The following is a 12,713-nucleotide window of genomic DNA, read 5'->3' on the forward strand; positions in this document are numbered from 1 at the left end:
TGAATGGGGGTCAGGCGTTCAGGCCGTGTGCCGAACGCCTGGCGACGAACTGGTTGAGCATGACGGCCCCCAGGATCAGCAGGCCGGTGGCGACCTGCTGCCAGTTGCCGTCCACACCGAAGAGGACGAGGGCGTTGGTGATCACACCGGTGATCACCGCGCCGAGGAAGGTGCCGAGGACGCTGCCCGTACCGCCGGCCAGACCGGCGCCGCCCACGACGACCGCGGCGATGACGCTGAGCTCGAAGCCGTTGCCGGTGAGGGGGTTGGCACTGCCCAGCCAGCCGACCAGGATGACCGAGGCCAGGCCGGTCAGCCCCCCGGTGAGGGCGAAGCACATGACCTTGACCCGGTCACTGGCGATGCCTGCCCCGGCTGCGGCGGACGGGTTGCCGCCCACGCTGTAGACGTCGTAGCCGAACTTGGTCCTGGCCATGACGAAGGCCCCGACGGCGACCACGGCGGCCATCCACAGCGTCTGCGCGGCAAGGTTGGGAAGCGGGCTGCCCGCGAACAGATGGATGAACGTCTCGTTGCGCGAGCCACGGATCGGCACACCGTCGGACAGCAGCAGTGCGGCACCGCGCAGTGCCGCCAACGCGGCCAGCGTGACCACGAACGAGGGAATCTTGAACCGGGTGGTGATCAGGCCGTTGATCACACCGATCGTCACACCGGTGAGGACGGCCAGCGGGGCCGCTGTCCCGACGGGCACGCCCACCTTCGTCACCAGCCAGGCCAGCTCCACCGCGAGGAGTCCGTGCAGCGACCCCACTGACAGGTCGATCTCGCCGACGACGATCAGGAAGGTCATGCCGGTGGCGACGATGCCAAGGATGGCGATCTGCTGAGCGACGGACAGCAAGTTGTCGGCAGCGAGGAAGCCGTCGGCTCCAACGGCGCAGACCAGGAAGATCACCACGGTCGCGGCCAGCACGCCGAACTCCCTGGCGCCGAACAGCCTGCTTGCCAGGCTTCCACCGGAGTCGTCCACCCGGTAGGCGATCGCGATCTGCTGCTGGATGGTCATGCGAGTTCTCCGGAGATGTGAGGGGCGCCGTCATGCGCAGCCGCCGGCGCGTTGCCGAGGATGAGTCCGACGACCTCGGCCGCCGTGGTGGCCGCGACATCGCGCATGCCCGACACCAGACCGCCGCGCATCACCACGACCCGGTCGGCGACCTCCAGGACGTGGTCGACGTTGTGCGAGACGACGACGACGGCCTTGCCCTGTTCCCGCAGGTCACGGATCAGCGAGAGCACGTTCTGCTGCTGCTCGGGGCCGAGCGCCGCCGTCGGCTCGTCCAGCAGTACGAGCTCTCCGCCCTGGTGCACGGCTCTGGCGATGGCGATGCACTGGCGCTGCCCACCGGACAGCCCGGCCACGGGCATCCGTACGGACGGGATGCGGATACGCAGGGTGGTGAGCACTTCTCGCGCCTCGGCCCGCATCCTGCGGGTGTCGACCAGGCCGTACCTGCGCGGCTCCTGCCCCAGGAACACGTTGGCGGCGACGCTACGCTGGTCGACCAGGCCGAGGTTCTGGTAGACGACCGCGATACCGCAGGCCGCGGCGTCACGGGGGCTACGGAAGACCTGCGGGCGGCCGGCCATCCGGATCTCCCCTTCGTCGGGCCGGTACGCACCGCAGATCACCTTCATCAGCGTCGACTTGCCGGCGCCGTTGTCGCCCATGAGGCCGACCACCTCGCCGGGTTCGACGCTGAAGTCGACGCCGCGGAGGGCCTCGACCCCGCCGAAGCGTTTGCGTACGCCTACGGCCTCGAACAGTGGCATGCTCTCTCCCTTCCGAATCCCTGATTGGCATGACTGGTAAGACCAGTCATGCCAAGTGAGATTTCCGCCCCGAAGGGTGGTTCGTCAACCCTTTCCCGCATCTCGAATCGGCAACGGACGCCCAGGCCGCGGCGGTGGCGTCCATGCAGGTATGGTGGTTCTGGTCTTACCGGCCTAACCAGATCTGAGGAGGTCTCCATGTCGGACCTGGAGGGAAGAAACGCACTGGTCACGGGCGGTGCCGGCGACATCGGCGCCGCCATGGCCGCCGAGCTGACCCGCCGGGGCGCCCATGTCACGCTGCTCGACGTCAAGTCTCCGGACGAGGCACAAGAGTGGATCACTACGGCCTCCGCATATGGCGAGGTGAGCTACGTGCGAGCCGACGTACGGGATCGGCCGGCTCTGGACGCGGCGCTGGAGCGACTCGGCAGGCTGGATATCGCGATCGCCAACGCGGGCACCGTCGAATCCGCCCCCTTCCTGGAGATCACCGCCGAGCAGTGGGAACGCCACCTGGGCATCAACCTCACCGGCACTTTCCACACCGCCCAGGCCGCCGCCCGGCGCATGGTCGCCCAGGGCGGCGGGGGCCGCATCGTCTTGACCGGGTCCTGGGTAGGCACGGTTCCCTGGCTGGAGATCGCGGCCTACAGCGCATCCAAGGCGGGGGTGGCGATGCTGGCCCGTTCGATGGCCAAGGAGCTGGCGCCGCACGGCATCCTGGTCAACGCTCTCGCACCCGGGATCGTGGCCGCGGGCCTGGCCAAGTGGCAGTTCGAGAACGAGCCTGCCTACGCCGCGCGGGCGAGCACGGCGATCCCCCTCAGGGCGCCGCAGACCGCGCAGCAGGTGGCCAAGGCAGCAGCCTTCCTGTGTTCGCCGGACTCCGACTACATCACCGGTACGACGCTGCTCGCCGACGGTGGCTGTTCGTTGTTCAACCAGGAATGATCGATTTTACCGAAGGGCATCGGCCCCTCGATCTTGAAGGTAGCGTGGCAGGGATGATGGAAAGCAAAGACGCCTCCGCGCGCGACAGACGCCCGCCGACCAAGGAGACCGTGGCCAGGCGACTCGAGCTGGAACTCCTGTCCGGACAACACCCGGCCGGATCGAAGCTGGAGTCGGAACGGGTGCTCTCCCAGCGGTTCGGCGTGAGCCGCCCGATGATCAGGGAGGTGCTCCGGGGGCTGGAGCAGCAGGGCATCATCGAGGTCGTCCCGGGGCGGGGCAGCTTCGTCCGCGACGTGCGGATCACCGACGCGGTCCGCCCGCTCGACGCGCTTTACCGGCAGCGCAAGCCAACCTCGCGTGACGTGATCAGCGCCCGGATGATGCTTGAGCGCGAGACCGCCGCGCTCGCCGCCCAGCACGCGACCCCCGAGGACCTGCGCCTCATCGAGGAGATGCTGCTGCGCTTCGACGAGGCTCGCGACCTGGTCTCCCGGGCCAGGGCCGACGTCGCCTTCCACGCCTCGGTCGCGGCGGCGTCGCGCAACCCTGTGATCGAGGCCATGTTCGGGTCGATCGCCACGCTCACCTTCGAGCTCATGCTCCGCAGCCTGGGCGATCCTTCGGTCTTCCGCGAGGGCGTGCCGTACCACCGGGAGATCCTCGACGCGATCATGGCCCGCGACCCGAAGGCCGCGAGCGACGCCATGACCGCTCACCTCGAGGTGGCCCTGCGTACCTATGGTGATGACCTCGATCAGAGCCTCGACCTGGTCGCCCAGCGCAAGATAGAGCAGCTCATGGACCCGTCTGCGGACTGACCCCGGTATCCGAACCCACCCACATGCGCCTGTCCACGATCGTTCATCTTCGTGTTCGTCAACACCGTTGCATTAGGGATCCTGAGTCGTTGGCAAGCAGCGAACGGGGCTCCTGGTAGATCAGCTTGTTCGGGCAAGGCAACACTTTGCGTCTACTTCCGTGTGGGTGTTGAAGCTTCCCCTCAGTGAGAAGCAAGTACACGAAGCGGTACTCGAAGGAGTACAAGCGGGACGCCATCGCGCTCGTCCGCTCCTCCGGCAGGACCGTGACCGAGATTTCCCGGGAGCTCGGCGGCAGCCGGAAATTCTGCGCAACTGGGTCCAACGGGAGCAGGCCGACCGCGGCAAAGGCATCCCCGGCGAGCTGACCGGCGCCCTCTACGAGACATCCGGCGCGACCGTGCTGGCGTTCGCGGCACAAGTCCCTGTCATCGAGAACGAGTTGGTCTTCGGAGATGGCGGTGATTCTCGCTCCGTCGATGTCGCGGAGTGCCTGTCGGTGGCGTCGCCGCCGGTTCCGAGGCTCCGCCGCGGGGACGGAGGCGCCCCCGGGCGCGTGCCGAGCACGCCTCGGGCACGCAGTTCGTCGAGGTCGGAAAGGTGCTCTCCGGGGAGAGCGTCGAGAAGGCCTGCGGTGATCTGCCGGACAGAAGCCGATTGCTACTCGACGGTGATGTCTTCGTAGGTGATCGTCACCTGTTCCGTCGCGGGCCCGGAATCAGAGGCTCCCAGCGACGGCCCTTCCCAGCGGGACGTCCAGGCGTTGGTGAGGTGGATGCGGCGGACGGTCTGCTTCTTCGCGTCCTTCAATGCGATGGTGATGTTCTGGCGGGCAGGGTCGAGGTCAGCGTTGACCAGGGTGGCCTTGATCCAGTCGGTGAACGCGGTGCTCTTGTCCATGCCTCGGGTGATCGTGATCTCGCCGGTCTTTTGCGCCCCCGGCTGCTTGCGAATGAGTAGTTCACCGGTCGGTGAGACCTGCCGGACCGCCGCCACGTCCTGCTCCAACTGGAGTCCCGAGACGCTCTGGACGGTCTCGACCTGGAACTTGCCGAGCTCGATGGCGAAGGTGCTACTGCTGAAGCTGTCACCGGTCAACACGATGTACGCCTCCCACTGCTCATAGCTGAATGGCCGGCGGTCATTTCCTCCGGCCCGCTTGCGTGTGCCTAACGCCATGAGCGCAGGGAGGTCACATGATCCGCAGGGCGCTCCTACTGAGCCCCAAAGATCACGCCGGTATATCTCACCGTCACTCCATAGGGCGCATTTTGCCTTCATAAACCACTCGTGGGTGCACTCTCCGCCTCACGCTCGTGACCATCCACTTCTTCCTGCCGAGAGCGGTCCTGAAGAAGGATGGATCAGAATCAGCTACTGAGCGGGGCGACTGACAGACCCGGACCTGGCCGCCGTCACCGCCGGCCTCACGCTGCCGTGGAGCTCCGGCGTCGTCGAAGGCCACGCCAACCGGATCAAAGTGATCAAGCGCCAGATGTACGGCCAGGCCGGTTTCGGCCTGCTGCGGAAGCGAGTGCTCCTTGCCTGACCACAGTTCTGTCGCTCGACGAGCGGGGCCGTTCAGCTGATCGCGAGCGGCGCGGGATCTAGGCCCAGCTTGTTCCGGCATGCGTCGACGGCCCGCGTGACCCAGGCGGTCACAGCGTCGCGATCTGCCGCAATCGCGTGAAGCTCACGCGCCTTCTCTTGGGCTTCGACCATCCACGGGGCCAGCGCGTCCTCTCGAAGGATTCGCTCGAAGTGATCGCGGGCCTCGTCCGGGTCCCCGGCCAGAGCGGCCGCGATCCCAGAGTCGAAGCTGTCCCAGAAGAATCCCCGCCGCACCGGCCTCGACGTCAGGTACCGGGCGACGTCCGGCAGTGCCGGGAACTTCTCCCTCAGCGCGGTCACGTTCGCAGCCGCCTGCCGACTGAGTTCGAGTGCCAGCGGCGTGAACTGCTCCTCGGTGCGAAACAGCTCGAAGCCGATCCGGACTGCGTCTACATGGAAGGCCAGGTGGTCCACGTCGTGCCACAGCCACATCGCACCGACGTACAGACCGCTGCCAGCAATCCGCGGCGGGGTGAATTCCACAACCCCGAGCCACCACCCGTGATCATCAATCCACAGCCGCGACCGCCCGCGCTGGGCCAGGCCGAGCGGCTTCAGGGACTCCCGCGCCGCCGAGGTAATGATCCGGAGCACCGGACTGCGATCTGCCATGACCGGCATTATCGACTGCCCCACCGACACACCCTCGGTCGCAGTGGCACATCACCATCGCAGAGCCGTCCAACAGCACTGAGCGTCACCGCTCCACAAAAGTTGGACCAGAACCCAACTTCGAGCAGCACTTGTCGATCACCGGACCGCAAAATGTTGATGAGAAGTGACATCACCCGCTCTGGGAAGGGGTGTGATGTCGGTGGGTGAGGCCAGTGGCGCCGTTTGCCGTGGGAAGTGAAATGGCGTTCTGGACGGTCACGTTCACCGGGTCTTCCGTGCAGTTGACGGCCGGGCGTCACGGTGGAGCCGCTCGCGGTGACGCGCCACGGCGTCGTTGTTGGCGCAGCGCACGGAGCAGTAGACGCGTCGGCCGTTGCGGGAGGTGTCGACGAATGCCAGACCGCAGTCGTGGCGCGCGCAGCGCCCCAGCCGTTCGGCACTGGCGGAGCACACGACGTAGGCGAGTCCGGCTGCGGTGACGGCTCGGATGTGCGCGGCTGCGTCGGCGCCAGTGGCGCTGTAGTGCAGATGGGGTCGGCCATCGTGCAGGGAGATCCGGGGACTGCTGGAGGCGTCGGCGAGAAGTGTATTGACTGCCTGGCACCGCTCTTCGAGGTCCTGCCGCCCGAAGCACACGGCCAGGCGCCGGCTCCATGTCCAGATCGCCTCGGCCTGCGCGGCAGTGAGTGTGCGGTGCACCACGCCGTGCGTGGCGAGTAGTGGTTCCAGGTGCTCGGGGGGTGGTGGCGCGGTCAGGTTGACCAGGTCCGCGGCCAGCCGGGCGGCCTCGCCGCCGTAATGGTTGAAATGCATAAGGTAATTACACCATCGTATGGCGTCCGAGCCATGGTGGTACGCGGCGGCAGGCCGGGTGGCCAGCACGGCAGTCACGGCAGAGCCTGGCGGCGCTGACCACGGAGAGGACCCGGAGGAGCACGACGGTGAAGACCCCCCGCGCACCGTGGCAGGGCGCCGCGACGGCTCCGGCGTTGATGCTGGCTCAGATCGTCAGCCTTCAAGCGGGTTCGGCCGTGGCCAAGGATGCCTATGGGACCGTCGGTCCCACGGCGCTGGCCGGTATGCGCCTGTTTTTCTCGGCCGCGACCCTGTGGATACTGGTCCGGCCGCGGCTCCGGGACATCACGGCTGTGCAGTGGCGGGCGGCGATCTCACTGGGTCTGGTCTTCGCGGCCATGAACCTGGCGTACTTCCAGGCCATCAGCCGCCTGCCGATCGGGGTGGCCGCAACCTTAGAGCTGCTCGGGCCGCTCACCTTGTCGATCGTTCTGTCCCGTCGGCTTGAGCACCTCGCGGTGGCCTTGCTGGCACTTGCGGGTGTACTCCTGCTGACCACCCCGGGAGCCTCGCTCTCCGCCGCCGGGCTGCTGCTGGGAGGCGCCGCCGGGCTGTGCCGGGCCGGGTATGTGGTCCTGAGTCAGCGGGTCGGGCGCCTGTTCCCCGACTGGACGGGCCTGACCCTGGCGCTGGCCTGCGGTGCCTGCGTTCTGACTCCGATCACCGCCGTCACAGACGGTGGCACGGTGGCGGCCCACCCTGCCGTCCTTGGCGCCGGGCTCATGGTGGCCCTCCTGTCCTCCCTGATCCCGTACTCACTGGATATGACGGTCCTGCGGCGCATCGATGTGCGCGCCTTCGGCGTGCTGCTCGCACTGAGCCCCGCCGTGGCGGCGGCGGTCGGTTTCGTCTTGCTGCACGAGCAGCTCACGGCACGTCAACTGTGTGCCATGGCACTGGTAGTCCTGGCCGGCGCCTGGTCGGTGCGCCGCGCCGCTCAGCGTGTCGGACCTGCCGATCGCCCCGGCACTCGTCCCTCGTGAGTCCCGCCCCATGTAATGGTTGAAGTGTCTTAGACAGTGACGCCATGTTGGTGGCATGACTCCCGCATCCGCGGTCACGCCGTCGGACGACCGCTGCCCCGTCTGTCACGAGCCGACTCCGGCGGAAACGCAGTTGTGGACGCTCAGGTCCCACCACCGCACATCTGAAGGTGAGGTCGAATACTGCATCGGCGGCTGCGGCTGTCTCGTCATCCTGGTCAACGGCGAGATGATCAAGAGCCTCTCTGCCGACCGTCGGTAGCCCTTGCTGGAACTCCACCAGTAGGGCGCGGCATACGGGTCAGCCTGCGGCAGTGCCCTGAGCGGCGGCCCTGGCTTGAGTGAGGGCGAGACGGTGGGAGTCGGTGCCGGTCTGGATCAGGTTGCCGCCGAAGGTGAGCCGGTCGACGATGGCCGCGCAGATCCGGGGGTCGGTGAAGGTTTTGGTCCAACCGCTGAAACTCTCGTTCGAGGCGATGGCGACGCTGTTCTTCTCCTCGCGTTCGGTCAGGACCTGGAACAGCAGCTCAGCGCCCCTGCGGTCCAGCTCCATATAGCCCATCTCATCAATGCAGAGAAGATCGACTCGGCCGTAGCGGGCGATGGACTTGGTCAGCACTTTCTCGTCCGCGGCCTCGACCAGTTCGTTGACGAGTTTGGTGGCGAGTGTGTAGCGGCCTCGGTAGCCGGCCATCGCGGCTTCGGTGCCCAGTGCGATCAGCAGATGCGACTTGCCTGTGCCGGAGTCGCCGATCAGGCAGAGCGGCATACCCTTCTTGACCCACTCGCAGGTCGCCAGGGTGTGGATGACCGCCGGGTCGACGCTGGGGTTCGCGTCGAAGTCGAAGGCCCGCAGCGATTTCTCGCGGGAGAAGGCTGCCGCCTTGATCCGCCGTTCCGAACGGCGGCGGGCCCGGTCGTCGCATTCGGCCATGAGCAGTTCGGCGAGGAAGCCGCGATACGACATCTGGTCACGGGCGGCGGCCTCGGCCAGCGCCACGAGGTACTCGTGGTGAAGATGCCGCCCCAGCAGCAGGACCTCGATCAGAGCGCGGGTGCCGTCCCGGTCGCCGTGGGCCTTGCAGGCAGCCGCCCACCACGCGTCGTGGACGGGGGTGAACTTGCCTGCGGAGCGGGCCTGTTCCAGCGCAGTCGCACCGGGAAAGGCGCCAGGCTTGCGGACCAGGGCCTCCAGGTAGTGGTCCAGTTCCAGGCGGGCCTGGTCCTTAGCGATGAGCCGCTCGTGCCGGGCGACTGCCTTGCGGCCGTCGTAGACGACGACTTCGGATGCGTGCAGCATCACCCGGACGGTGCGGCCGATCAGTCCCACCGGCACCGAGTAGCGGTTCGTGCGGACACTGACCTGCGCGTATCGGTCCATCCGCAGACTGAACAGCCGTCCAGTCCCGAACGGCTCGTCGGGCAGCGGCTGCAGCAGCGGGCGTTCGACATCGAAGTACTCGCCGATCGTCCTGGGCCGTGACCGGATGCGGCGGTCATCGTCCTCGGCATCCCACCGCTCGACCATCGCGTTGAGTTCGGCGAGGGAGCCGACTTCCGGGACGGGGACGAGGTGGTTTCGGCGGAACCAGCCGATCCGGCCTTCCACCCCGCCCTTCTCTTGGGTGTCGGGTGCGCGACAGGTGTCGCGGACCACCGCGGGGGTGGCGGATTGATGCTGTCTCCGAGAGCCTGCTGGCGCACCTGGCCGGCGACTACTCGTCTATCGGGTCGAAAACCGTGTCCAATATGCAGAAGGGCTCGGTGCCGTGAACCGACCGGGCTCGACACACTCGACACGGCTCCCGGTACAGGCCCGTTCGGGAAGTCGGCGGCTTCCCGAACGCAGAGGTGTCGTTGACAGACACGGGCCTCGGCCTAGGCTCCGGCAGGTGTTACTCGACTTCCTCGAAGTTGTAGCTGTAGCTATTGCTGCCGATCTTGATCTGCACGGTCCGGTAGCCCGGCTCGCCGTTCTTGGCGTGCTCGCCCCAGTACTGGCACGTGAAGCCGGTGTCGGCCCCGTAGCCGAACGCCTTCGCGGCGGGGAGTTTGTCGCAGGCGACCTTGCTCGCGTCGGTGCGCCCGGACTCGGCGCCGTACTTCTCGTTGATCATCTGGTAGACGAGCTTGTCGACCAGGAGCGCCTTCTTGGGCTCCTTGGTGTACGAGATGATGCTGCTGCCTGCTGTGTAGCTGTCGCTGATCTTGACGTCGTAGGGGATCTCGGCCCCCGCGTACGTCACCACGCACTGGCTGACCGCACCGGCCTTCTGGGTCACTCCGGCGGGGCACTTGGCACTGGTCTCACCGACGACCTTGGCGGTGCTGAGTACGTCCTCGCGCAGCGCGTGCTCCACCTTCTTCACGAAGGGAGCGCCGAGATCGGGGGCCGGGGTGACCCGGAGCTTGTCGCCGCCACGCATGTGCACGTCCGGCTGAGGGCCGGTAATGGCAACCGGCAGGGCCTTCGCCGCGTCGTCCGTGCCGCCGCCCTGGGCGGATTCCGAAGTGCCGCAGCCCGCGCTGAGCAGGGTCACCGCGGCCACGCTTGTCAGAATTCTGGGGAATCTCATAGAGGGGAGCGTAAGTACCCCCGACCGGCAGGCCGTACCCGGGGTCCGGCACCGTTCCACGCCCGCTGCAACAACGACGTGCACGACACGGCGGCCGGGATCGTGGTCCAGGAGCAGCGTGTTGACCCTGGCCTGCTGTGGTCGGGGCTGTGGTCCGTCTACGTCGGCCCGTGGTCGGGGCTGTGGTCGGGGCGGGCCCGGTCGCCTGGTTGAGGACCTGGACCTCACCGATGCGCACGCTGAACACGGTCTGTCGGGTCTCGGTGAACTCGCCGCCGTCGCCGAGGGCGGGGGCGGTCCACTCGACGGTCCAGGTCGCGGTGGCGGTGCCCTGGTAGCGGCCGTCCGGGCGGCCGGCCGAGGTGTGCTCGTAGCTGTGGCCGCAGCATGAGGTTCAACGAGACGCGTTCACGGTGATGGCGGAGTTCCGGTCGGAGCTGTACGCATGCCTGACCGCGCGGAGCGACGCCCTGTTCGAGCTGTGCGACGCGCTGCTGTGCGCCGACGGTCCGGTCCGCACCCTCGTGGACCTGGCGCTCGCTCCCGAGCATCGGCGCGGGCACGGGGCGTTGTACTCCGGGATCAACCACGGTCGGATCGACGTCGCCCGGCTGCGGCAGGCACTGACCAGTGTCCCGCTTCCCCGAGCCGGTGACGGTCGGCTGGTGCTGGCGGTAGACGTCTCCCCTTGGTTGCGTCCGGACGCCGACACCTCCTCAGACCGCTCCTTCTGCCATACCTTCGGCCGGGGCCTGGGCAAGCACCGGATGGTGCCCGGCTGGCCGTACTCGATCGTCGCCGCGCCGGAGACCGGCCGGACCTCGTGGACCGCACTGCTGGACGCGATCCGGCTGGAGCCCGGCGCCGACTTGGCCGCGGTCACCGCCGACCAAGTCAGAGACGTCGTCCAACGTCTCGTGGACGCCGGCCAGTGGCGCGACGGGAACCCGAAGGTCTTGGTCGTGCTGGACGCGGGGTACGACGCGCCCCGCATCGTGGATCTGCCTGCCGCAGGGCGGCCGCCCGCCCAAGCATGGCGATGAGTTCGTCTTCGGCCGGCCCGAGACCTGGGGTGATCCAGACGCGGTCACCGTCACGGACACCGACAGGTATGGGACGGCGACGGCGCAAGCGTGGGACCGGCTGCATCCCCGTCTCACCCGCCGGGCGGCATGGTGCGATCACGAAGGGCCGCTGCCGATCATCGAGGGCACCGTGATCCGCCTGTCGGTCGAGAAGCTGCCCAGCGGCGGTGTGAACAAGCCCGTCTGGCTGTGGTGGTCGGGCACCGGCGCCGATCCTCAGGACGTCGACCGCTGTTGGCAGGCGTTCCTTCGCCGGTTCGACGTGGAGCACACCTTCCGACTGCTCAAGCAGACTCTCGGCTGGACCCGGCCCAAACTGCGGGACTCAAAGGCCGCGGACCGCTGGACATGGCTCGTCCTGGCCGCGCACGCTCAGCTCCGCCTCGCCCGCCCGCTCGCGCGGGATCTGCGTCGGCCGTGGGAGCGGCCGGCGGAACCGAACAGACTCGCCCTGCCCGGGTCCGTCGCGGGTTCGGGAACCTGCGGGCAGAGACCGGCACCCCAGCCGGTGCACCGAAACCGACCCGCCCCGGCCCCGGCAGGCCGCCCGGGTCGAAGAACCGCCACCCAGCACCCCGCCACGATGTCGGCAGAGTCCTAGCCACGGGTGAGGCACACGCCCGGCCCGCGCATCACCAGAAGGGAACCAAGCCCCCGACGAACAGGATGAGCGACACATGGCCATCCGGACACTGGCAAGTCCGGACCGGGTAGTCCTGGCCACACGCCGGGGTGGCAGGATCTTGCCGACAGTTCTGCACGAGGAGGCAACGTGGACGACCGCTCGAAGCATGACCACTCCGGCTGGGAGGCGGTCGTGCTCGCGGCTCGGGAGCGTGCCCGCTCGCGGCAGGCACTCATGGTCGAGCGCTTCGGCCTGTCCGGAGACGTGCAATACGACTGGTCGATGGACGACGCGCAGATCACGTGGTCGCGCGACGGCAAGGTTTTCCTCACAGGCCGACTCACAGTGATCGGCAGTGTCAGCGTTGCCCAGCAGACCTGGCTGTGGTCCTGGGCGAACGAGTCACTCCCGCACGCCGTCCTGGGCGACATGGAGAGGGTGCGGCAGTTCGGCGAGAAGAACGACTACCCCGTCCTTCCTTGGTCAGGCTTCAAGTACGACCCCGAACTCGTCGCTGAGGCTCGGATGGTCGCGGCCTCCGTGCTCGACGCCGAGGGGCTGTGGGCGGAGTCGCTGGACGACGTGCAACTCCACTTCATGATCCATGACCTGACGCTCGCTACCGAGCGACAGTGACGGTTGCACGGTTTCCCAGGCTGCTGGTGCTGGCCGCCGGACGTTAAACGGCAAGGTGCTTGTTTCTCATCTGTGAGCTCGTCAGGTGAGCGTTAACGTTAGGGGTGCTTCCTGTGACGAGAGCCTGGGGACGGATGGGTCGGGGACGTTCACTG

General features: G+C 67.6%; 12 protein-coding genes and 3 pseudogenes. 7 read left to right on the plus strand and 8 right to left on the minus strand.

Annotation, left to right across the window (positions count from 1 at the left end; translation table 11 throughout):
- Positions 1-10: 10 nt before the first annotated feature.
- Positions 11-1,030 carry an ABC transporter permease gene (locus ACFYY7_RS22325; RefSeq protein ID WP_388663798.1) on the minus strand — a complete coding sequence of 340 codons (1,020 nt, stop codon included), beginning with the start codon at positions 1,028-1,030 and terminating at the stop codon, positions 11-13.
- A complete protein-coding gene (locus ACFYY7_RS22330; protein WP_388663800.1) occupies positions 1,027-1,797 on the minus strand; it encodes an ATP-binding cassette domain-containing protein in 771 nt (256 codons plus the stop codon). The genes ACFYY7_RS22325 and ACFYY7_RS22330 overlap by 4 nt, the downstream gene beginning before the upstream one ends.
- A 198-nt stretch (positions 1,798-1,995) precedes the next feature.
- On the opposite strand from ACFYY7_RS22330, the gene ACFYY7_RS22335 reads away from it, so the two are divergent.
- From ACFYY7_RS22335 to ACFYY7_RS22345, 3 genes are all read left to right on the plus strand, one after another.
- The gene (locus ACFYY7_RS22335; protein WP_388663802.1) at positions 1,996-2,751 is read left to right on the plus strand and encodes an SDR family NAD(P)-dependent oxidoreductase; all 756 of its coding nucleotides are present in this window, start codon (positions 1,996-1,998) and stop codon (positions 2,749-2,751) included.
- 53 nt (positions 2,752-2,804) lie between these two features.
- Positions 2,805-3,572 carry a FadR/GntR family transcriptional regulator gene (locus ACFYY7_RS22340; RefSeq protein ID WP_388663804.1) on the plus strand — a complete coding sequence of 256 codons (768 nt, stop codon included), beginning with the start codon at positions 2,805-2,807 and terminating at the stop codon, positions 3,570-3,572.
- Positions 3,573-3,757: 185 nt separating this feature from the next.
- On the plus strand, positions 3,758-3,940 hold the full coding sequence (locus ACFYY7_RS22345; protein ID WP_388663806.1) for a transposase: 183 nt from the start codon (positions 3,758-3,760) through the stop codon (positions 3,938-3,940).
- Between the two features lie 292 nt (positions 3,941-4,232).
- Here the strand turns inward: ACFYY7_RS22345 and ACFYY7_RS22350 are convergent, their stop codons facing one another.
- From ACFYY7_RS22350 to ACFYY7_RS22360, 3 genes are all read right to left on the minus strand, one after another.
- A complete protein-coding gene (locus ACFYY7_RS22350; RefSeq protein ID WP_388663808.1) occupies positions 4,233-4,673 on the minus strand; it encodes a phage tail protein in 441 nt (146 codons plus the stop codon).
- A gap of 480 nt (positions 4,674-5,153) precedes the next feature.
- A complete protein-coding gene (locus tag ACFYY7_RS22355; protein ID WP_388663810.1) occupies positions 5,154-5,795 on the minus strand; it encodes a hypothetical protein in 642 nt (213 codons plus the stop codon).
- Between the two features lie 264 nt (positions 5,796-6,059).
- Positions 6,060-6,611, minus strand: a complete 552-nt coding sequence (locus ACFYY7_RS22360) for a CGNR zinc finger domain-containing protein (RefSeq protein WP_388663812.1) — start codon at positions 6,609-6,611, stop codon at positions 6,060-6,062.
- A 128-nt stretch (positions 6,612-6,739) separates the two neighbouring features.
- Here ACFYY7_RS22360 and ACFYY7_RS22365 point away from each other — a divergent pair, with 128 nt between their 5' ends.
- Together ACFYY7_RS22365 and ACFYY7_RS22370 are read left to right on the plus strand one after the other, a co-directional pair.
- Entirely contained in the window at positions 6,740-7,636 is an 897-nt protein-coding gene (locus ACFYY7_RS22365; protein ID WP_388663814.1) for a DMT family transporter, read from the plus strand.
- Positions 7,637-7,691: 55 nt separating this feature from the next.
- Positions 7,692-7,898 (plus strand): hypothetical protein, encoded by a 207-nt coding sequence (locus ACFYY7_RS22370; protein ID WP_388663816.1) that lies wholly within the window; start codon positions 7,692-7,694, stop codon positions 7,896-7,898.
- 39 nt (positions 7,899-7,937) lie between these two features.
- Here the strand turns inward: ACFYY7_RS22370 and istB are convergent.
- From istB to ACFYY7_RS22385, 3 genes and pseudogenes are all read right to left on the minus strand, one after another.
- Positions 7,938-8,630 (minus strand): annotated as a pseudogene (gene istB, locus ACFYY7_RS22375) (IS21-like element helper ATPase IstB); the annotation flags it as partial.
- Positions 8,631-8,864: 234 nt separating this feature from the next.
- Positions 8,865-9,164, minus strand: a pseudogene (locus ACFYY7_RS22380) (IS21 family transposase); the annotation flags it as partial.
- A 367-nt stretch (positions 9,165-9,531) separates the two neighbouring features.
- A complete protein-coding gene (locus tag ACFYY7_RS22385; protein ID WP_388663818.1) occupies positions 9,532-10,212 on the minus strand; it encodes a hypothetical protein in 681 nt (226 codons plus the stop codon).
- A gap of 416 nt (positions 10,213-10,628) precedes the next feature.
- Between ACFYY7_RS22385 and ACFYY7_RS22390 the strand changes: the two are divergent.
- Together ACFYY7_RS22390 and ACFYY7_RS22395 are read left to right on the plus strand one after the other, a co-directional pair.
- Positions 10,629-12,011, plus strand: a pseudogene (locus tag ACFYY7_RS22390) (transposase).
- A 58-nt stretch (positions 12,012-12,069) separates the two neighbouring features.
- Positions 12,070-12,558, plus strand: coding sequence for a DUF6882 domain-containing protein (locus tag ACFYY7_RS22395; RefSeq protein ID WP_388663819.1), 489 nt, complete (start codon positions 12,070-12,072; stop codon positions 12,556-12,558).
- Positions 12,559-12,713: the final 155 nt, after the last annotated feature.

This window comes from Streptomyces sp. NPDC001933 (genome assembly GCF_042890955.1).
GTDB lineage: Bacteria > Actinomycetota > Actinomycetes > Streptomycetales > Streptomycetaceae > Streptomyces.